This window comes from Rhizobium sp. 10PS4 (assembly GCF_032464805.1).
Taxonomy (GTDB): Bacteria; Pseudomonadota; Alphaproteobacteria; order Rhizobiales; family Rhizobiaceae; genus Rhizobium; species Rhizobium laguerreae.
The window spans coordinates 381,512-400,134 of sequence record NZ_JAWDIW010000002.1; the positions used below are offsets into that span (position 1 = coordinate 381,512).

General features: G+C 63.3%; 18 protein-coding genes. 12 read left to right on the forward strand and 6 right to left on the reverse strand.

Features of this window, described 5'->3' with window-relative positions; genetic code table 11:
* The first annotated feature begins 18 nt into the window (after positions 1 to 18).
* The 3 genes from RWJ89_RS04790 to RWJ89_RS04800 are packed head-to-tail and all read left to right on the forward strand — an operon-like array spanning position 19 to position 2,884.
* On the forward strand, positions 19 to 1,023 hold the full coding sequence (locus RWJ89_RS04790) for a FecCD family ABC transporter permease (protein WP_077978668.1): 1,005 nt from the start codon (positions 19 to 21) through the stop codon (positions 1,021 to 1,023).
* Positions 1,020 to 2,057, forward strand: coding sequence for a FecCD family ABC transporter permease (locus RWJ89_RS04795; protein WP_077978667.1), 1,038 nt, complete (start codon positions 1,020 to 1,022; stop codon positions 2,055 to 2,057). The genes RWJ89_RS04790 and RWJ89_RS04795 overlap by 4 nt, the downstream gene beginning before the upstream one ends.
* Positions 2,058 to 2,065: 8 nt before the next feature.
* On the forward strand, positions 2,066 to 2,884 hold the full coding sequence (locus tag RWJ89_RS04800) for an ABC transporter ATP-binding protein (protein ID WP_077978666.1): 819 nt from the start codon (positions 2,066 to 2,068) through the stop codon (positions 2,882 to 2,884).
* Here the strand turns inward: RWJ89_RS04800 and RWJ89_RS04805 are convergent.
* The gene (locus RWJ89_RS04805) at positions 2,865 to 3,548 is read right to left on the reverse strand and encodes a class I SAM-dependent methyltransferase (protein WP_077978665.1); all 684 of its coding nucleotides are present in this window, start codon (positions 3,546 to 3,548) and stop codon (positions 2,865 to 2,867) included. The two genes, RWJ89_RS04800 and RWJ89_RS04805, sit on opposite strands and share 20 nt — an antisense overlap.
* A 158-nt stretch (positions 3,549 to 3,706) precedes the next feature.
* Here RWJ89_RS04805 and RWJ89_RS04810 point away from each other — a divergent pair, with 158 nt between their 5' ends.
* The gene (locus tag RWJ89_RS04810; RefSeq protein ID WP_077978664.1) at positions 3,707 to 4,357 is read left to right on the forward strand and encodes an ArsR/SmtB family transcription factor; all 651 of its coding nucleotides are present in this window, start codon (positions 3,707 to 3,709) and stop codon (positions 4,355 to 4,357) included.
* Entirely contained in the window at positions 4,354 to 5,589 is a 1,236-nt protein-coding gene (locus tag RWJ89_RS04815) for an MFS transporter (RefSeq protein WP_077978663.1), read from the forward strand. Before RWJ89_RS04810 ends, RWJ89_RS04815 begins: the two co-directional genes overlap by 4 nt.
* A 121-nt stretch (positions 5,590 to 5,710) precedes the next feature.
* Here RWJ89_RS04815 and RWJ89_RS04820 read toward each other — a convergent pair whose 3' ends face one another.
* Positions 5,711 to 6,610: a LysR family transcriptional regulator gene (locus RWJ89_RS04820; RefSeq protein WP_077978662.1), complete on the reverse strand. Its 900-nt coding sequence runs from the start codon at positions 6,608 to 6,610 to the stop codon at positions 5,711 to 5,713.
* Positions 6,611 to 6,907: 297 nt separating this feature from the next.
* Positions 6,908 to 7,831, reverse strand: coding sequence for a phytanoyl-CoA dioxygenase family protein (locus RWJ89_RS04825; RefSeq protein ID WP_132610077.1), 924 nt, complete (start codon positions 7,829 to 7,831; stop codon positions 6,908 to 6,910).
* A gap of 97 nt (positions 7,832 to 7,928) precedes the next feature.
* On the opposite strand from RWJ89_RS04825, the gene RWJ89_RS04830 reads away from it, so the two are divergent.
* Genes RWJ89_RS04830 through RWJ89_RS04840 form a run of 3 tightly spaced genes read left to right on the forward strand, consistent with a single transcriptional unit; the run spans position 7,929 to position 10,505 of the window.
* Positions 7,929 to 8,753, forward strand: coding sequence for a helix-turn-helix transcriptional regulator (locus RWJ89_RS04830; RefSeq protein ID WP_077978660.1), 825 nt, complete (start codon positions 7,929 to 7,931; stop codon positions 8,751 to 8,753).
* Positions 8,668 to 10,059: an AI-2E family transporter gene (locus tag RWJ89_RS04835; RefSeq protein ID WP_246642441.1), complete on the forward strand. Its 1,392-nt coding sequence runs from the start codon at positions 8,668 to 8,670 to the stop codon at positions 10,057 to 10,059. The genes RWJ89_RS04830 and RWJ89_RS04835 overlap by 86 nt, the downstream gene beginning before the upstream one ends.
* Entirely contained in the window at positions 10,056 to 10,505 is a 450-nt protein-coding gene (locus tag RWJ89_RS04840) for a potassium channel family protein (protein ID WP_077978658.1), read from the forward strand. Before RWJ89_RS04835 ends, RWJ89_RS04840 begins: the two co-directional genes overlap by 4 nt.
* A 40-nt stretch (positions 10,506 to 10,545) precedes the next feature.
* Here RWJ89_RS04840 and RWJ89_RS04845 read toward each other — a convergent pair whose 3' ends face one another.
* The 3 genes from RWJ89_RS04845 to RWJ89_RS04855 all read right to left on the reverse strand — a co-directional run bounded on the left by RWJ89_RS04845 (position 10,546) and on the right by RWJ89_RS04855 (position 14,086).
* On the reverse strand, positions 10,546 to 11,568 hold the full coding sequence (locus RWJ89_RS04845; protein ID WP_025395152.1) for an LLM class flavin-dependent oxidoreductase: 1,023 nt from the start codon (positions 11,566 to 11,568) through the stop codon (positions 10,546 to 10,548).
* Positions 11,569 to 11,665: 97 nt separating this feature from the next.
* On the reverse strand, positions 11,666 to 12,547 hold the full coding sequence (locus RWJ89_RS04850) for a transglutaminase-like domain-containing protein (RefSeq protein WP_132610073.1): 882 nt from the start codon (positions 12,545 to 12,547) through the stop codon (positions 11,666 to 11,668).
* Positions 12,548 to 12,934: 387 nt separating this feature from the next.
* Positions 12,935 to 14,086, reverse strand: coding sequence for an ROK family transcriptional regulator (locus tag RWJ89_RS04855; RefSeq protein WP_017961112.1), 1,152 nt, complete (start codon positions 14,084 to 14,086; stop codon positions 12,935 to 12,937).
* 208 nt (positions 14,087 to 14,294) lie between these two features.
* Between RWJ89_RS04855 and RWJ89_RS04860 the strand changes: the two genes are divergently transcribed.
* The 4 genes from RWJ89_RS04860 (at position 14,295) to RWJ89_RS04875 (ending at position 18,622) form a co-directional block, all read left to right on the forward strand.
* Complete coding sequence (locus RWJ89_RS04860) at positions 14,295 to 15,602, forward strand: extracellular solute-binding protein (RefSeq protein ID WP_077978657.1); 1,308 nt, start codon at positions 14,295 to 14,297, stop codon at positions 15,600 to 15,602.
* Positions 15,603 to 15,700: 98 nt separating this feature from the next.
* Positions 15,701 to 16,591 carry a carbohydrate ABC transporter permease gene (locus RWJ89_RS04865; protein WP_077979233.1) on the forward strand — a complete coding sequence of 297 codons (891 nt, stop codon included), beginning with the start codon at positions 15,701 to 15,703 and terminating at the stop codon, positions 16,589 to 16,591.
* Between the two features lie 4 nt (positions 16,592 to 16,595).
* On the forward strand, positions 16,596 to 17,513 hold the full coding sequence (locus tag RWJ89_RS04870) for an ABC transporter permease subunit (RefSeq protein ID WP_077978656.1): 918 nt from the start codon (positions 16,596 to 16,598) through the stop codon (positions 17,511 to 17,513).
* 2 nt (positions 17,514 to 17,515) lie between these two features.
* Complete coding sequence (locus RWJ89_RS04875; protein WP_131643034.1) at positions 17,516 to 18,622, forward strand: ABC transporter ATP-binding protein; 1,107 nt, start codon at positions 17,516 to 17,518, stop codon at positions 18,620 to 18,622.
* The last annotated feature ends 1 nt before the right edge of the window (position 18,623 follow it).

The window sequence follows — 18,623 nt, forward strand, 5'->3', positions numbered from 1 at the left end:
CTCAGGAAAAGACCTGCGATGAGCCCCCGGCAATCGTTCCTGGCCATAGGGCTCATCGTCGTTGCATCCATGCTGGCCGTGATGCTCGGATTGCTGGTCGGCGCAAAGCCGATTTCGATCGAGACGGCGGTCCGCGTGCTCCTCGCACCCGATGGGAAGATCGAATCCATCCTTGTTTGGACGCTGCGTCTGCCGCGCAGCCTGACGGCCGTTGCCGGCGGCGCGGGGCTTGCTGTTTCCGGCTACGTGCTGCAGACGCTGACGCGCAATCCTCTGGCTGATCCCGGCATCACCGGCGTGACATCGGGGGCGGTCGCGCCGATCGTCTGCTGTTTCGTGTTCGTGCCCTGGCTTTCGGCCGGCTATTATCCCTTCATCGGCCTTGCCGGCGGGCTCGCGGCTGCCTCGGTGACATTCTGGGTGTCGCGCGGCGGGCAGGGGCGGCCGCTGCAGCTTGCGCTCGGCGGCGTCAGCGTCTCGCTCTTCCTCGGCGCGATCACCACCTATGTGCTTTTACTAACCGGGCCCCAATCGGCATCGCTGCTCTTCTGGCTGGCCGGCGGCTTCCAGGGGCGCACCTGGTCGCACCTCCTCTACATGCTGCCCTGGACGGTCGCCGGCGTCGCCGGTGCGCTCGTTCTCCGGCGCGTCATCGGCATGTTCATGCTGAGCGATCATGCGGCGGCCGGCATGGGGCTTCAGCTCGGCCTGTGGAAACCGCTCATCCTCATTCTCGCCGTCATCCCGGTGGCGGGGGTCGCGCCGGTCGCCGGGCCGGTCGCCTTCGTCGGCCTTGCCGCTCCCCATATTGCCCGGCTGCTCAAACCGCGGGGCACGGGATGGGAGATCGGATTATCCGCCGCCCTCGGCGCGCTGATCGTCACGGTCGCCGACGTTATCGCCCGCAGTGTCGCCATTCCGCGCGAGCTGCCGGTCGGCATCATCACCGCGCTGCTCGGCGGTCCCGTCTTCATTTACCTCATCCAGCGCGGGCAGCTCAACCTTGCGGGTGAAACGCGATGACCGCTTCGGTTTCGACAAAGGTTGGCTTCTCGGCCGCATGGATGGTTGCCGCGCTCGCCGCATTGGCGGTCTTGTCGCTTGCCGCCGCGATCTTCCTCGGCGTCGCCGATATTCCGATGGCGGATGTTGTAGCCGTGCTGACCGGCGGCGGATCCTCTGAATCGCGTTCGATCATTCTCGATATCCGGCTTCCGCGCATCGTCACCGGCATTCTGGCTGGCATCCATTTTTCGCTGGCGGGATATCTGTTACAGACCATCACCCGCAATCCGCTTGCCGACCCGTCGCTGATGGGTGTGTCGCAAGGGGCGACGCTCTCCGTCACGATCTTCCTGCTGTTCACCGTCTATATCTTCCAGCCCGGCTCGAACACGCTTGCCGAGCTGCCGGTCGCATGGCTGCCCGCCGCCGGGCTCGCCGGCGGCATGCTCTCCGGCGGCGCCATCTATCTGCTGGCCTTTCGGCTCGGCTTGAGTGCGCTGCGCATCACGCTTTGCGGTGTGGCGGTCGGCGCGGTGCTGCATGCACTGGCGATCGGCCTCATCGCCGGATGGGGGTCGGCCCGCATCGAGATCATTCTCGAATGGCTTTCGGGCAGCCTTTACGCCCGCAGCTGGGATCACGCGCTCTTCCTGCTGCCGTTCACGATCGCCGGACTGGCCATGTTGCCGGCCATTTACCGGCCGCTGATGCTGCTGCAATTCGATGCGCCTGTTGCCCGGTCCTTCGGACTTGCCTATCGGCGGCAGTTCACGCTCGTGCTGATCGTGTCTTGCGCACTTGCGGCGAGCGCCGTCGGCGCGGTCGGTCCGGTCGTCTTCGTCGGACTCATCGTGCCGCACCTCGCCCGCTTTTTGGCGGGGAGGAATTTCATCCTGTCGCTTGCCCTGACGATCGTGCTCGGCGCCATCATCGTTACGCTCGGCGATCTCGCCGGCCGGCTGCTGGGACAGGCGGAGGAAATCCCAATCGGGGTGGTGACGGCTGTTTTCGGCGTGCCGCTTCTGCTCGCGCTGCTGCGCAAAACCATGTGAGGCCGAAAATGCCATTGTCCTGCTCTGACCTGTCGGTGATGTACGGCCAGCGAAAGGCTCTCACCAGCTTCAGCCTTTCGCTTGAAAAGGGCGAGATTCGAGCGCTGATCGGTCCGAACGGCTCGGGCAAGAGCACGGCGCTGCATGCGCTTGCAGGCCTGATCAAACCGGCGGAGGGCAAGGCGTCGCTGGACGGCGTTGCCGTCACCTCGATGTCGCGGCGGATGCTGGCGAGGAGGTTGGCATTCTTGCCGCAACAGCCAGCCGCACCGGACGAGATGACTGTCGCCCAACTCGTCCGGCAGGGCCGCTATCCGCATGTCGGTCTGTTCCGCTCCTATGACAGCGGCGACGAGATGGCGATCGAATGGGCGCTCGAAAGCACCGGACTTACAGGACTTGCCGATCGCAGCCTTCGGGAACTGTCCGGGGGCGAGCGGCAAAGGGCGTGGATATCAGCCGCCCTTGCGCAGGAAGCGGAGATCCTGTTGCTCGATGAGCCGACGTCCTTCCTCGATATCGGCTATCAGGTCGAAGTGCTTGACTTGGTGCATCGTCTGAGCCGGGAAAAGGGCGTCACCGTCATCATGGCGATCCACGACATCAACCAGGCAATCGCCGTCAGTGACCGCATCTCGCTGCTCGAAAAGGGACAGCTCAGATTTGACGGCGCACCGCACGAGCTGGCCGAATGCGACCTGATCCAGCAAATCTTCCGCGTCAGGGGCCGCTTCGTCCAGGTCGCTCCGGACAGCCCGCCGCATTTCGACGTCGAGCTCATGAGGCTTCAACGATCCGAAACTGGGATTAGCGCTTCACCAGTCTGAAGACGGTTTTAGTCTGGGTATAGTAGGTCAGCGCATCGGCGAAGTCCGGCGTCCAGCCGTCCGCGACGAAGGGAATGAAGCCGTCATATTCGAGCTTGCGGGCGGAGACGTCGAAGGCCGCCTTTTCGAAGGCGCGGCCATAATCAGTGATCGATCGATCCTGAACGACAGTATTCGTACGGTTGGCGACGAGCTCGCGCCATTTCGGCCAGAGCGGGTTGTCGGTATGGCATCCCGTCACCGCATAATAGACGCCGCCTGGCTTCAGCGCCCGCCAGATATCGGCGGCGTGGGAGTCGATATCGGGAACGAGGTAGATGACCTCGTGGCTGATGGCCAGATCGAATTCCTCAGCCCAGCCTTCCAGTTGGCCGCCAACCTGGTGCTGGATCGGCAGGTTGCCTTTCAGCGTCTCTGCCTTGGCGATCGAGGTTTCGGCGATGTCGATGCCGAGCGCCTTGCGGAATGGGCGCATCGCATAGAGATGTCGCAGCAGGCCGCCCTGATTGCACCCGAAATCAAGCACGCTCTTGTCGGTCAGGTCTCGCTCGACGATGAGGTCGATCAGGTGGCGCCAGATTGGCGCATGTCCATCGGCCATCCTGTCTTCGGCATCGGGATCGATATACCACGTGCCGATGTTTTTCTGCGCTTCCTCAGCCATCCTCTTGCCCCTCGCATCATGCCGATCACGGTGACGGTCTTAAAATGCGTGGTCATGCTTGGCTAGATCAGAAGCCGGTTTTCGAGCGCCTTCCACAGCAGTCAAATTTTTGCAAAGAAAGTTTTGCAAAGATATGTTTGCGATTATATGCTTCGCGCATGAAACATCCGCACACCAAACCTGCCGCAGATGCCGCCGCTGCCCGCACCGTTAGCCGGGTCGTGCCCGAGCCGACCGCGCTGAAGGCGCTGGCGCATCCTGTCCGACTGCGCATGCTCGGCATGCTCAGGATCGATGGGCCTGCCACGGCGACGCAGCTTGCCGCGCGGCTCGGCCTGAACAGCGGCGCGACGAGCTATCATCTGCGCCAGCTTGCTCAGTACGGCTTCATCGAGGAGGCGCCGCATGCCTCGCGGCGCGACCGCTGGTGGCGCGCCAGCCATGAGCTGACCTCGGTGCCGCCAAGTGAGGCCGAAGGGGAGGCGCTCGATCTCGACATCGCCTTCAACCAGGCCGCACTCTCGCTGCAGGTCGGCCAGATGCAGCAGGCGCTGGAGGAATATGCCGAGCTGCCGGCTGAATGGCGCAAGGCGACGGCTGCCGACGACATCATCATCCCGATGACGGCGGTACAGGCTGAGGCCCTGACAAAACGGCTGAGCGACATCATCCTGGAGGCGATGCGGGCGGCCCCGCCGCTCGGGGAGGCGGTGTCGCAGGTTCCCGGCATGGTTCCCTTCTATGTCATGTTGCACGCCTTTCCCTATCCGGGCCGCGTTCCGCATCGCGAAGGTGAGGATAAGCAGTGAGACGGGGCGGGCCGTTCCTGGCGCTCGCGGCTGCGGAGACATTCTCGCTCTCCGGCACGCGGCTTTCGACCATCGCAATTCCCTGGCTGGTGCTGAGCACGACGGGCAGCCCGGTGCTGACAGGCCTGACGGCAATGATGGAGATGCTACCCTATGTTATCGCCAAGGCGCTCGGCGGACCGCTGATCGACCGCGCCGGCGCCAAGAGCATCGCCATCATCTGCGACACCGCCTCGGTGCTCGTGGTCGCTCTGGTGCCGCTTCTCGATCTCTTCGGCATGCTCGGCATGCCGGTGCTGCTGCCGCTCGTCTTTGCCATGGGCGTGCTGCGCGGCCCCTCCGATGCGGCCAAGCAGGCGATGGTTCCCGGTATCGCCACACTCGCCAATGTACCGCTCGAACGAGTGACCGGCGTTGCGAGCGCCATCGAGCGGCTGGCCTCGACGGCGGGTGCGGCCGGCGCCGGCGCTTTGATCGGGCTGATCGGCCCCGGCCAGGCGCTGCTCGTCAATGCCGCCACTTTCGCCGCCGCCGCGCTGATCGTTGCTGCTGGCATACCCGGGACGCGACGCACGCCCGCGCCCGAGACTCGACCGGTTGAGCGGGCTTCCTATATCGAGGATCTGCGCGAAGGCTGGCGCTTTCTGCGCGGCGATGCGGTGCTCGTCAGCATCGTCGCCATGGTGGCAGTTACCAATCTCTTCGACCAAGCCTATCATGCCGTGCTGCTGCCGGTCTGGACACGGGATGCCGGTCATGGCCCGGAGCTGCTCGGTGCGATGTTCGCCGCCTTCGCCGGCGCCTCGATCGCAGGCGCGGCGATTGCCGCGGCGATAGGCGAGCGCATGCCGCGACTGATGGTCTATACGGTGGCCTTCCTCCTGACCGGTTTTCCGCGCTTTCTCGTTCCGGCGCTGGACGCGCCCATCGGCCTCGTATTTGCGACGCTCGCCATAGCAGGATTCGCGTCGGGCTTCCTCAACCCGATCCTGTCGGCGGTCATCTTCGAGCGCATCCCCAAGCCGCTGACTGGTCGCGTCACCGCATTGAACACCGCCCTCTGCTTCGCCCTCATCCCTTTCGGCGGCCTCGCCGGCGGCGCGCTGATCAGCACGCTCGGCCTTGCCGCGGCGCTGTTCCTGATGGGGATTGCCTATCTCGCGGCAACGCTTGCGCCGCTGGCGCTGAAGAGCTTTCGCGGGTTTGACAGGGCCTCGCCTGAAGTTGGCTGAAACGGGCCGGCTGATCGACCGGCCGGCTTGGCCGTAGAGCCGGGCTACGACACGCGCCGGCCGGTCGACCATCCGACTCCGTTTGAGCCAACAGAATGCTTCAATCTGATCCGGAAAGGCTCTAGCCGCGCCCAAGCTCCTCGCCGATCAGATCGATGAAGCGGCGGACACGCGGTTCCAGCAGGCGCTTGTCGGGATAGAGCGTCACGATCTTTGCGTCGTCGGTTTCGAGGTCGGCCAGGATCTGCCGGAGACGGCCGGCAGCGAGATCGTCGGTGACGAGAAAATCGGGAAGCAGTGCGATGCCCAGCCCCGCCAAGGCGGCGTCGCGGATCGCCTCTCCGCTGTCGAGCCTCAGTCGGCTGCGGCCCCGCGCCTTGATCCAGGAGCCGCCTTCCCCGCGAAAGCGCCAGCCCTGCCTTTGATTGCGGCCGGCGGAGATCAGGCAGTCGTGGACCGCGAGATCGTCGACATTGCGCGGTTCGCCGCGCTCGGCAAGGTAGGATGGGGAAGCGCAGAGCCGCGCCTTATAGGTGGCGATCACGCGTGAGACCAGGCGGGTGTCCGTCGCCGTCGCGCCGACCCGGATCGCCAGATCGAAGCCTTCCTCGACAATGTCGGCCAGGCGATCGGTGAAGCTCACTTCGACCTGGATGTCGGGCCAGGCCCGAAGATATTTTTCAAGCAAGGGCAGCACGACGAGCCGCCCGAAAGCATCGTCAACGGTAAGCCGGAGAACGCCTCGCGGCGTGCTGTCCTGCCCCGCAACGCTTGCTTCCGCCTCGTCGACCGACACAAGGATCCGCAGCCCGCGCTCGTAAAACATCCGGCCTTCTTCGGTCAGGCTCAACGTCCTCGTCGTGCGGTTGAGGAGGCGCACGCCGAGCCGGTCTTCCAGACGGATGACAGCCTTGCCTGCCGCCGAACGCGACAGGCCCACGGCCTGGCCGCCGGCGATAAAGCTTCCGGCATCGACGACGGCCATGAAGATCAGAATATCGTTCAGGTTCGTACGCGGCATCAGGCAACTCGCGCGGTTCGGCTACAGCCATAAGTCGGTCAGTCATGGGATCGATTCAAGGTTCCGACCATCAACGTCCAACGCGGCAGTAAGGTCCGACCGCTTCGCTTCTGTGTCGACATGCCTTCGTCAAACAACCTGCTATAGCAGCCATCGCACCGGATCGCCGGTCAACAAGGGTGGCGGGGGCACGACAAACAGGCAGGAAAGGGACATGGCCGCCAATGCCGGCTGACGCGCGGCCGGCGTCGACTTCAGACAATCGGGGTTCTGCCGAAAGGGCCTTGGAGAGCCGGACTACAGCATATCGCCGAGACTCCAATGGTTGTTCCATCGGACGTCGATCTCGTCGTCGACATTCTGATATCTTATGTCGGTGGAGAGGCGCAGCCGCCGGCTGCGGTCCTGGTTGGTGGTCGAGGCGTGGATCATATAGGGCGAGTGGAGCACCACGTCGCCGGCCTCATAATCGGCGGCGAGCCAGCGGGTGTCGAAGCGCTCCGCCATATCGGGCAGATCCTTCGAGATCCAGCCGCCTTCCGCCATATGGCGGTTATAGGCACTGACCCGCTCTTCCGCAGAAAGATCGCCGCTTGCTGCCTGGAACTCGGCCTCCATCCTGACGCCCAGCGCGTGCGAACCTTCGAGATAGACCAGGCCGCCCATCTCGGTCGGGATGTCGCCGATCGGAATCCAGGCCGTCACCAGGCGCCTGGTGCCGCCGCGGAGATAGACGAGATCGTAGTGGGCGGGTGTGGCCGTCGGCGTTCCCGGCTGGACGAAACGCATGATCTTGCGCTTGTGGAGATAGGAGATACCCTGCAGGAAATCGTCCATGAATCGGGCGAGTGGCGGTTGCGCGCAGAAGCCTTCATAGGCGGCGGAGCGGACGAGCGACATCAGGCGCCTGTCCGCCAGGCTCCTGTCGAAGCCACCGGCAGACGCCAAGCCCAGCGAAAAATCGCTTCCGGGCTCGACCAGCCCGGTTTCGGCGAGGCGTTCGAAGACCCAGCGGCGGAAATCGATCACATCGGCCCGCGGCAGAAGGCCTTTCAGCCAGACATAACCATCGTCCTGATAGCGGCGGCGGATGGCGTCGATGCCGATGCCGGGATCGGTCGGCGCGAGCCAACCGACTCGCTCAACGGGCAAGGTTCTGCCATTTGCGGCAAGAGGAAATTCCATCTTGCGAGCTTGTATGACCTCTGCAGCAATTGACATTTCACTCCTCCGTCGCTTGAGTTGGCTTGTCATCAATTACCTGATCCGGCATACCAACCGACATAGAGGAAATTCATAGCTGGACTTTTCGCTCACCATGAGAGATGCCGAGGCCATCTATAGAACACCGCTCAGCGCGGCCGGCGGACTGGCAGTCACCGGCAGCGGCAGGCAGCATGCCCGCCGCGCGGTGACGGACCGGAAACTACCGAATTTTGCCGTCGTGTTGGTGGAGCGGGGGCAGGGTTGGCTGGAAACCGCCGCCACCGGCCGCATGAGCCTGACCGGACCTGCACTGTTCTGGCTGTTTCCCAACCGCGTGCATTCCTATGCCCCCGACGAAGGCGGCTGGGACGAGCGCTGGGCGCTTTTCGAAGGGTCGTTCACGCGGGACTTCGTGAGGCTGAGGATCATCGCGGAGCGACATCCCGTCGTGGCCCTGCATCATCTCGACGAGGTGGTGCGGCTCTTCGGCAAGCTTCATGCCGATCTGCTTGACGACACCAACCTCGGGCAGGCGTCGGCGGCATTGATGCTGCATCGCATCGTCGTATCAGCCGCCAGACAGGCAAGCGGCGCGGCCGATCGACGCCAGGAAAGGCGGGATATGGCCGACATCGTGGAAACGCTACGGCGGCGGGCGATGCAACCGTTGGACCTTGCAGCCTTTGCCGGCGAGCATGGCATGTCTCCGGCCACGCTGCGCAGGCGGTTCACGCTCGAGACCGGACTGCCTCCCAAGGCATTTCAGCTTCGGGCGCGCATGGATCATGCCAAACAACTACTGGCAACCACCGACGAAAAGATCGAAACGGTGGCCGCCATGATCGGCCTCGATGACCCGTTTTATTTTTCGCGGGTCTTTCATGAACGCGAGGGCTGCAGCCCTCGCGAATTCCGTGCGAGATATCCGCGGGCTTGAGAGCCCGGCAGCGGCGGCCGTATCCCGTTTTCACGAAGTCGTGTATGATGACGGGGCGTTGGAGACGACCTTTCATGGCGTCGGTAATATTTTCGCCGAACCACCAATTACGGCGTGTTACCGGCAGGAAGGTTTCGTTGTCCGATTGGGGAACGTCCGGCTTCGCTCATTCGCGAACGTTCCGGATCGGGAGGGGAAAATGACGTCCAGCGCATTGAACGCCGACCTTGCGTCGTCGAGACCATCCATCATCCACGCGGCGGTTCAATTGGGCCTCGTCGCGCTTCTGGTCTATGTCTGTGCCAGGATCATATTGCCGTTCATGGGCATTCTGCTTTGGTCGGTGATCCTGGCGGTCATGCTTTATCCCTTGCATCTGCGCCTGTCCGGTCGGATCGGCAATCGGTGGTCGGCATTTCTCATCGGGATGGTCGGCGTTGCCGTGGTGCTGGTGCCCATGCTCGTCGTGGTCACATCGCTTGGGTCTTCCATTTACTGGCTTGTTTCCGGCTTGCAGAACCACAGCCTGACGATCCCGCCGCCGCCAACGTGGCTTGCCGACCTGCCGGTGATCGGAGCGAAGCTCTCGGAGGGCTGGTCGCTCACTGTCGCCAATCTGCCGTTGGCGCTCAGTCAATACGGCCAGATGCTGAGCAAGCCTGCTGCGTGGCTCGCATCCTTCGCCGGCGGCCTGGCCACTGGTGGCTTGTCCTTCGTTCTTTCCATCGCGATCGCCGCCGTGCTTGTCGCTTATGCCAAGGGTGCTGCGGCATTTGCCCTCCGTCTGCTGGAGCTCATCACCAATAGCAAGGCGCGGGGTGCCCGGCTTGTCCATCTGACCGCCGCTACCATCCGGGGCGTGGCGGTCGGCGTGGTCGGCGTGGCGGTGATCCAGTCGATGCTCGTCGGCATTGGCTTCTTCGCTATCGGCCTTCCGGCTGCCGGTGCTCTGACGCTCGTCACGTTTCTCTTGGCGGTCGTGCAGATACCGCCGCTGCTGTTGACGCTGCCCGTCATGGCCTATGTTTTCGCCACGGAAACGACAACACCGGCAATCATCTTCGCCATATGGTCTTTGGTCGCCGGGCTGAGCGACAATTTGCTCAAACCCTTGATGCTCGGCCGTGGATCGGACGTGCCAATGCCGGTCATCTTGGTGGGTGTCATCGGAGGGATGATAGCCGACGGCCTTCTCGGCATATTTGTCGGTCCCGTGTTGCTGGCTGTTGGCTTCGTGTTGCTGATGGAATGGTTGCATCAGCGCCCGATCGAGGACGGACCCCAGATCGAAGGTCCGGCCCCATGATTACAGTCATTGGTCTCGGCCTGCTTGCGATGTCGATGTGCCTCGCGCTCCAGGCACTGGCTTCAGTGCTGGCCGCGCGTTATTTTGCTCACGCGCGCACGCAACCCGTGGGCCGAAAGCCTCGGCGGAGGATCTTCCTGCAATTCGCGGTGTTGATGATCGTCCTCATGCTGGGCAATATCTTGCAAGTCGCTTTCTGGGCGCTGTTATATCGTGCGCTCGGCGCCTTCGAGGATTTCGAAACGGCCATGTATTTTTCGGGCGTCACTTTCACGTCGCTTGGTTATGGCGACGTGGTGCTTGACGGTCGTATCCGGCTGCTTGGGCCGCTGCAGGCAGCCAACGGGCTGATGATGTTCGGGATCACGACGGCGTTCTTCTTCTCGGCCATCCAGCAGGCCATGGGGAAATTGGCTGTGGCAAATCAAACCGCGCATGAGCCGTAGTGTGCTGGAGCCGGCGAAGACAGCTCGCCGGGAACGAACATCAGCGCCAACCCATCGCAGGCGCGACATGGGTGAGGATCGCTTCAATGACATGGGCGTTGTAATCGACGCCAAGCTGGTTGGGGACGGTGAGCAGCAGCGTGTCGGCTTCGGCAATCGCCTCGTCGTCGGCGAGCTGCTTGATCAGGGCGTCGGGCTCGGCGGCATAGCTGCGACCGAAGATTGCGCGGGTCTTCTCGTCGATGAAGCCGATCTTGTCCTCACCGTCGTTGCCGTAACCGAAATAGGCGCGGTCGCGATCATCGACCAGCGCGAAGATGCTGCGGCTTACCGAGATGCGCGGCTGGCGCGTGTGGCCGGCCTCTTTCCACGCCTCGCGGTACGCCCGGATCTGGTCGGCCTGCTGGACATGAAAGGGCTCGCCCGTCTCGTCGTCCTTCAGCGTCGAACTCTGCAGGTTCATGCCGAGCTTGGCCGCCCAGACGGCGGTGGCGTTGGAACTTGCGCCCCACCAGATCCGCTCGCGTAGGCCCTCGGAATGCGGCTCGAGGCGCAAGAGGCCGGGCGGATTGGGAAACATCGGCCGCGGGTTCGGCTTGGCAAACCCTTCGCCGCGCAGCACTTCGAGGAAGACTTCGGCATGGTGGCGAGCCATGTCGGCCTCGCTCTGGCCTTCGGGCGGGGCATAGCCGAAATGGCGCCAGCCATCGATCACCTGTTCAGGTGAACCGCGGCTGATGCCGAGCTGCAGGCGGCCGCCGGCGATCAGGTCGGCCGCACCGGCATCCTCGGCCATATAAAGCGGGTTCTCGTAGCGCATGTCGATGACGGCGGTGCCAATCTCGATCCGATTGGTTCTAGCACCGACGGCTGATAGCAGCGGGAAGGGTGCGGCCAGCTGTCGGGCGAAATGATGCACGCGAAAATACGCTCCGTCAGCCCCGAGTTCCTCGGCCGCCACCGCAAGCTCGATCGACTGCAGCAGCGCATCGCCGGCCGAGCGCGTCTGCGATTGAGGTGAGGGCGTCCAGTGCCCGAACGAGAGGAAACCGATCTTCTTCATGCCGATGCCGCACCTTGATCTGTTGTATCTGGGGTCGACCGGTCATCGCACAGTTTCGGCCCGGAAGACAATCGGGACCGGAAGTCCCATCTCAAGATCACGCGCCGCCAACATTCTCCATCTGCTGCCGCACGCCGTTGAAGACCTGCGCCGGCACGCGCAGCCCGGCATCGTCCTGGTAGAGGGCCTGCAGCTCGCCGAAGCGTTGGTCTACGTCGACCGTCAGCGCAGCGAGACGATCGAAGCGCGCCAAGCCATCCGGAGATATTTCTTCCTCGGGCTGCGGCATCGCTCCCCAATCGTCCCAGGGAAGCATCTCCATGTTGTTGAGGGCGGCGAAGTCGCGCACGAGGTTCATGGCGATGAACCAGAAACCGAACTCGTCGAAGATGCCGAATTTGCCGGGGTCGGCGGCGCCGGCGCGGCAGCGCTGCCAGGTTTCGCCGGCGCTCTGGAATTTGCCCGGCGGCTGGTCGAGGGGATCAAAATCGAGCTGCAAGGCGGCGCGCTGAAGATCGTCGATCTGGAAATCCGCGGATACCCAGCGCTCTCCGTCCCAATATTCGGCGATCCAGTGATCGATGCCCTCGCCGGCCTCGAAATACATGCCGAAGCCGCAGCGGGCACGTGCCGGGATGCCCTGGGCCTTGAGTGCCGCGCAGGCGAGCACGGTGAAATGGCGGCACACGCCGATGCTGCGCTTCTCCGGTGGGCGCGGGATGTCGAGTGGGGCGGGATCGATCCCCATGATCGTATCGAGTATCTCTCGCGCCGGCCGCGTGTGTGACTGCGCCCTTCGCGCCGGGGTGAGCGGCTGATTGTAGCGCGGAGCCCAGGCTTCATGCAGCAGCGCGCCTTGCACGGCCGCAGCAACGGTTTCGACGCCCTTGAGCGCTGCAAGGGCGGGGGCATGCGACCCGGCCGATGTCATCTGGCCGGGGCGCGTGTAGAAATCGACAGGGCTCTCATATCCGCTCATGCCGGGCAGTATGATAAAACCAGACCAACGGAGCAAGGTCCCGCGGACCATGCGTGAGGCCCGCGAGCGGATCACGGGTCCTTATCGCGCAGCCTGAAACGCCACCTGGCCGTTGTTCAGGAAGCACGTCCTGTCGAACAGTTTCAAGTCGAGCGGGTTCGGCAGCCTGATATCGGCGATATCAGGCAGGGCTTTTGCGATCGCTGGTAGGATGGAGGCGTGGGCTGCGCCAGAATCAGATCATAGCGCAGAAACCGCGCGGCCGAAAATCGCCTGCGTTGCCTCCGGGCGAAAAATGCATGATGTCCTCAAGCGGAAGCAGAGAGAATTGCCGTAAGCGGCTGAGAGGGTGTCGATTTCGCGCGACGGGCGGCGAAATCGCTCGGATCAATAATAGGCCGATTTGAACGGGGCGATGGCGGCCCCCATAGCCGATGCGTCGCTTGCTATCTCGGAGATGATCAGCTTCGGGCGGGGGCGTGGCACGCCGTAGCGGGGGCGGTCGTAGATCTCGGTGCGATCGATCAGCATCTGCGCCAGGGCCGGCGGAATCTGGCCGCCGAAAACGATCCCCTGCGGATCGAAGATCGCCCAGATCGCATTGATGAGGCGGTTATAGGCGGGCGTCACCTCGTCCACCCATTCCACGACGCCCGGCCATTTCGGGTCGAAATGCTTGCGCATATAGCTGATCGAGGGGACGTCGACGCCATTGCGGTTGAGATTTTCGATCAGATATTGCAAAGCCGGCCGGCGCTTATTCTCCTCGGCGTCGTAGATGCCCGAGAATTCGCCAGCATTGCCGATGCCGTTATGCAGCAGCTCGCCGTTGCTGATCAGGCCGCCGCCGAAGCCGTAGTTGAAGCTCAGATAGGCGAAGTGCCTGATGTAGCGGCCGGCGCCGAACATGGATTCGGCGACCGTTCCCGCCTTGCCGCCATTATGCGCCCAGACCGGCTTGCCGAAAAACTCCGACAGTAGCGGTCCGAGTTCGATGAGCGACCACTCGTGTAGCGGCAGCGGGGCATTGTAGCGGGTGCCGCTGACGTGAAAGCCGGCGATGGCAAAGCCGATCCCGAAGAAAGTCTCTTCCGAGAGGTTGTTCATCCTTTGATGTTCGATGAGCTGTTGGCGAACGAGATCGAGCGCCTGGGCCATCGAACGTTCCCGCAAGGCGACGCTACTCTCGGCCAGTACGTTGCCGGCGAGATCCATCAGGCAGATGCCGATCACGTCGGTATTGACCGAGATGCCGCAGGAATAGGCGTAGCGGCCGTCGAGCCGGAGCGTCGGGCTCGGCTGGCCGCGGCCGGCGCCGGGTTTCGGCGAGCCGAAGGAAATGATGCCGCGCTCCTCCAACTGGTCGATGATGCGATAGACGGATTGCTGGGTGAGGTCGGTGTGGCTGGTGACTTCGGAGCGTGAGAGGCCGGGATTGCGCCAGATCAGCCGCAGGAGATCGCGTTCGTTAGAGGAGACGACGCCGCCGCCTTCGCGCAGGAAACGTGGCGCAATCAGCGGCTCCGGGAAATAGGCCATATCCAACACCTCTGCCGTCAATAATTACCATAGGCGTGTAGTAATTAGTGTCGCCTCCGCCGGCATATCCGATATGCAGCCTATAGCAGCAGCCTCACCGCGCTACAAGCGCTTCCGTTCGTCACTAAATTGTTACACGTAGCGTGTAGTAATCCGCCGTCACGGCGTCGGCGCTTGAAGCCGGCCGATCAAATCAGGCGAGGACAAGATGAAGATTTCCATTCTGGCGGCTGCGGCCGCGCTGATGGCGGGCGCGTGTTCCGCGCAGGCCGCCAATATCGAATTCTGGTACGGCAATACCGGTGTCGTCGAAAAGGCGATCCAGGACCAGTGCAGCGCTTTCAATGCCGCGCAATCGGAGCATCACGTCACCTGCGTCGGTCAAGGCAGCTACGAAGTGTCGATGCAGAAGGCGATTGCCGCCTTCCGCGCCAAAAAACATCCCGTTCTCATCCAGTTCTTCGACGCCGGCACGCTCGACCTGATGCTGTCCGATGCCGTCGTGCCGGTCCAGGAGGCGCTGCCCGAGGTCAAGTGGGACAATTATATCGCCGGCGCGCGGGCCTATTACGAAACCTCCGGCGGCGCGCTTTTCGCGCAGCCCTACAATGCCTCGACGCTGCTGTTCTACACCAACAAGACCGAGCTCGAGAAAGCCGGCATCACCAAGACGCCTGCGACCTGGGAAGAGATCATCGAGGCCGCCCGCAAGCTGAAGGCCTCAGGTCATGCCTGCCCCTTCACCACCGATGGCGACACCTGGCGGGTGCTCGAACAGTTTTCCGCCCGCCACGGGCTGCCGGTCGCCTCAAAGCATAACGGCTATGACGGTCTCGACGCCGAATATGTGCTCAACACGACCTTCGCCGCCCAGCATCTGCAGAACCTGGTCGATTGGCGCAAGGAAGGCCTCGTCAAGCTCAATGCCGATACCAAGGCCGGCAACTTCACCGCCGCCTTCAACACCGGCGAATGCGCGATGATGGAGAATTCCTCGGGCTCCTATAGCGCCTCGGCCAAGGCGTTCGAAGGCAAATACGAACTGTCAGTCGGCATGGCGCCGATGTATGAGGGTTACGAGCGCCACAACACGCTTGTCGGCGGCGCCTCGATCTACATCATGAAGGGTCACGACAAGGCCGAGGTCGAAGGCGCCAAGGCCTTCCTCGACTTCGTGCGCCGTCCCGAACAGCAGATGTTCTTGACCGCCGCCACCGGCTACGTCCCCGTCACCAACGACGTGATGGATGCGATCGCCAAGAGCGGCGAGGCGAATTCGCCGAAATATGCGACGGCCGCCGTCGGCATCGAATCGATGAACCAGCCGCGCACCCCGGATACCCGCGGCATCCGTCTGGGCTTCTATGTGCAGTTCCGTCAAGTCTTCGTGGAAGAGACGCAGAAGGCCTTTGCAGGCCAGGAGACCATGCAGGTGGCGCTCGACAATGCCAAGAGGCGTGGCGACGAGCTGCTGCGCCGCTTCGAGCAGACCTACAAGGGCGTGAGGATGCAGTGATCCCGACATCTCACGCGCGGGACGTTTGAACGTCCCGCGCGTCCTACGCACGGGCGCGTCCCGCGCTCCCGTGCGGTCTTCCAATGCAGGGCTTCTCCATGACGTCGGAATCTTCTCTCTTCAGCCACCGCTGGCTGCCGCTTCTGCTGGTAGCGCCGCTTATGCTGCTGATCGCACTCTTCTTCTACGTGCCTGTTTTTCAGGCCTTCTACTGGTCATTCTTCCTCGAGCGCCCCTTCGGCGGTGGCTCGATGTTCGTCGGCTGGGATAATCTTGCCCGCGTGTTTTCCGATCCGGAATTCTGGAAGAGCTGTTGGCGCACCATCGTCTTCATGGTCACTGCCTCAGCGCTTGCGGTCGCGGTCCCGCTGATCCTTGCGGTCGCGGCCGACCGGAAGATCCGCCTGTCGCTGCCGGCGCGCAATGTGCTCGTCTGGCCGAAGGGGGTTGCCGGCGCCTCGATCGGCATCGTCTTCGCCTTCATCTTCAATCCCTTCGTCGGCGTGCTCGCGCCGCTCAACTCAGCCTTTCCCGGCATATGGGCGCCCGGCATCGACGGCACAGACGCCTTCATCACGCTGATCGCCGCGCATGTCTGGGGCGGCATCCCGTTCAATTTCGTCATCCTGCTCGCCGGCCTGCAGTCGATCCCGAAGACCATGCACCAGGCAGCCGCAATGGATGGGGCAGGGCCGTGGCGGCGCATCTTCGACGTGCAACTGCCGCTCATCATGCCGCAGCTCTTCCTGACGCTGGTGCTCGAGTTCACCGAAAGCGTCACCTCGGGCTTCGCGCTGATCGATACGATCACCGATGGCGGTCCCGGCGGCGCCACGACGCTGCTGGTCTATAAGATCTATACCGACGGCTTCAGCGGCTACGACCTCTCCGGCGCCTCGACCCAGACGGCGATCCTGATGGTCTTCATCGTCCTCCTCACCGCCGCCCAGTTCCTCTTCCTCGGCCGGCGCATCAACTACGAGCGGTGACCCCATGATCGAAAACGCACGTTCCCTCAACATCGCAGCCGGCTTCGTGCTCATCGTCGGCATCGTCTATATCCTCGGGCCGCTCTATCTGACGCTGGCGACGGCCTCGCAATCCTATGAATTCATCCTGCGCAACGGGCTCGCCTGGTATCCCGGCGACCAGTTTTTCGCCAACGCGGCGCACATCTTCACCGAGACATCAATCCCAATCCAGATGTTCAACAGTCTTGTGGTCGCCTTTGGCGATGCACTGGCGACCTGCGTCCTGTCGCTTCTGTCGGCCTATGCCATCGTCTATTTCCGTGTTCGCTGGGCGGGCGTGGTCTTCGCGCTCATCCTTGCGACCATCATGCTGCCGATCGAGATCCGCGTCATCACCACCTATCAGGTGGCGTCGAACGTGTTTTCGCCGGTCAACGCGCTGCTCGATATCACCGGCCTGAACGATCTGATCGCCCAGTACTTCGGCGCGCCGGTCAAGCTCGAATGGAGCGTGCTGAACACGCATTTCGGCCTGATCGCGCCGCTTGTGGCGCATGGCACCGGTACCTTCCTGTTCCGCCAGTTCTTCCTCACCCTGCCCAAGGATCTGTTCAAGGCGGCGCGCATGGATGGGGCAGGGCCGATCCGCTTTCTCTTCGATATCCTGCTGCCCTTGTCGCGCACCAGCTTCGCCGCGCTCTTCGTGCTGACCTTCCTCAGCGGCTGGACGCAATATCTCTGGCCGCTGGTCGCCGCCTCGACGTCAGACATGCAGACCGCCGTCGTCGGGCTGGCGCGGCTCGTGCCGGATTCGGACGGAGAGATCCCCGACTTTCCGATGATCATGGCCGGCGCCGTCATAGTTTCCATCATTCCGCTCGCGATGATCGCGCTCCTGCAGCGCTATCTGGTCCAGGGCCTCGCTCTCACGGAGAAATAGGCATGAACGCCATCGACATGGCCATCCGCGCCGCTGCCGCCAACATCACGCTATCAGGCGTCACCAAGGCCTATGACGCCGAGACCGTCGTCATCCCGCCGATGGATGTCGAACTCCGAGCCGGCGAATTCACCGTCGTGCTCGGTCCCTCCGGCTGCGGCAAGTCCACGCTGTTGCAGATGATCGCCGGGCTGGAGCGGGTGAGCGGCGGCACGATCGTCATCGGCGGCCGGCAGGTGCAGGATCTGGAGCCGAAACATCGCGGCTGCGCCATGGTGTTCCAGAACTATGCGCTCTACCCGCATATGAGCGTCTTCGACAACATCGCCTACAGCCTCAAGGTATCAGGCATGGCGAAGGCCGAGCGCATCGAGCGGGTCGGCGCGGTGGCGAAGATGCTCGGGCTGTCGGACTTCCTCGGCCGCAAGCCCGGGCAGCTTTCCGGCGGCCAACGCCAGCGCGTCGCGATCGGCCGCGCCATCGTACGCGAGCCCGGCGTGCTTCTATTCGACGAGCCGCTCTCCAACCTCGACGCTCAGCTCAGGCACGACATGCGTGTCGAGCTTGCCGAACTGCACCGGCGCATCGGCGCCACCACCGTCTTCGTCACCCACGATCAGGTGGAGGCGATGACGCTGGCGGACCGCATCCTCATCCTCAACAAGGGGCGGATCGAACAGTTCGACACGCCGAAAGCGATCTATCACCAGCCGGCCTCGGTCTTCGTCGCCAAATTCATTGGCGCGCCGCCGATGAACATCCTGCCTGTCATCGGCGACGGCACGGTACTCAGGCTCGCCGACGGGCAGGTGGTGGCGCAGGCCCGGCTTACCGGCGCCTATCAGCTCGGCATCCGGCCAGAGGATGTCCTGATTGACGGCGGGGCCGACGGACATGTGGTCACGTCAGCTCTGCGGTTTCGCGAGGATCTCGGCTCGCACGCGATCCTGGCAGCCGAGCTGGGCGGCTCGGTCGTCAGGATCGCGACGCCCTTCGGCGTCGAGATACCGGATCACAGCCAACTCCTTCTCAATCTCCCGGCTTCCCGCCTGCATCTCTTCGATGCAGCGAGCGGCAGGGCCATACCCGGCGCCCTCAGCGCAAACTAAA

What these genes read in the sequence shown, in the direction of transcription:
- RWJ89_RS04835 (WP_246642441.1), top strand. Translation starts at nt 8,668, where the DNA reads ATGACCCGTTTTATTTTTCGCGGGTCTTTCATGAACGCGAGGGCTGCA.
- RWJ89_RS04800 (WP_077978666.1), top strand. Translation starts at nt 2,066, where the DNA reads ATGCCATTGTCCTGCTCTGACCTGTCGGTGATGTACGGCCAGCGAAAG.
- RWJ89_RS04870 (WP_077978656.1), top strand. Translation starts at nt 16,596, where the DNA reads ATGATCGAAAACGCACGTTCCCTCAACATCGCAGCCGGCTTCGTGCTC.
- RWJ89_RS04845 (WP_025395152.1), bottom strand. Translation starts at nt 11,568, where the DNA reads ATGAAGAAGATCGGTTTCCTCTCGTTCGGGCACTGGACGCCCTCACCT.
- RWJ89_RS04875 (WP_131643034.1), top strand. Translation starts at nt 17,516, where the DNA reads ATGAACGCCATCGACATGGCCATCCGCGCCGCTGCCGCCAACATCACG.
- RWJ89_RS04820 (WP_077978662.1), bottom strand. Translation starts at nt 6,610, where the DNA reads ATGCCGCGTACGAACCTGAACGATATTCTGATCTTCATGGCCGTCGTC.
- RWJ89_RS04850 (WP_132610073.1), bottom strand. Translation starts at nt 12,547, where the DNA reads ATGAGCGGATATGAGAGCCCTGTCGATTTCTACACGCGCCCCGGCCAG.
- RWJ89_RS04830 (WP_077978660.1), top strand. Translation starts at nt 7,929, where the DNA reads ATGAGAGATGCCGAGGCCATCTATAGAACACCGCTCAGCGCGGCCGGC.
- RWJ89_RS04840 (WP_077978658.1), top strand. Translation starts at nt 10,056, where the DNA reads ATGATTACAGTCATTGGTCTCGGCCTGCTTGCGATGTCGATGTGCCTC.
- RWJ89_RS04825 (WP_132610077.1), bottom strand. Translation starts at nt 7,831, where the DNA reads ATGTCAATTGCTGCAGAGGTCATACAAGCTCGCAAGATGGAATTTCCT.
- RWJ89_RS04805 (WP_077978665.1), bottom strand. Translation starts at nt 3,548, where the DNA reads ATGGCTGAGGAAGCGCAGAAAAACATCGGCACGTGGTATATCGATCCC.
- RWJ89_RS04865 (WP_077979233.1), top strand. Translation starts at nt 15,701, where the DNA reads ATGACGTCGGAATCTTCTCTCTTCAGCCACCGCTGGCTGCCGCTTCTG.
- RWJ89_RS04855 (WP_017961112.1), bottom strand. Translation starts at nt 14,086, where the DNA reads ATGGCCTATTTCCCGGAGCCGCTGATTGCGCCACGTTTCCTGCGCGAA.
- RWJ89_RS04860 (WP_077978657.1), top strand. Translation starts at nt 14,295, where the DNA reads ATGAAGATTTCCATTCTGGCGGCTGCGGCCGCGCTGATGGCGGGCGCG.
- RWJ89_RS04810 (WP_077978664.1), top strand. Translation starts at nt 3,707, where the DNA reads ATGAAACATCCGCACACCAAACCTGCCGCAGATGCCGCCGCTGCCCGC.
- RWJ89_RS04790 (WP_077978668.1), top strand. Translation starts at nt 19, where the DNA reads ATGAGCCCCCGGCAATCGTTCCTGGCCATAGGGCTCATCGTCGTTGCA.
- RWJ89_RS04795 (WP_077978667.1), top strand. Translation starts at nt 1,020, where the DNA reads ATGACCGCTTCGGTTTCGACAAAGGTTGGCTTCTCGGCCGCATGGATG.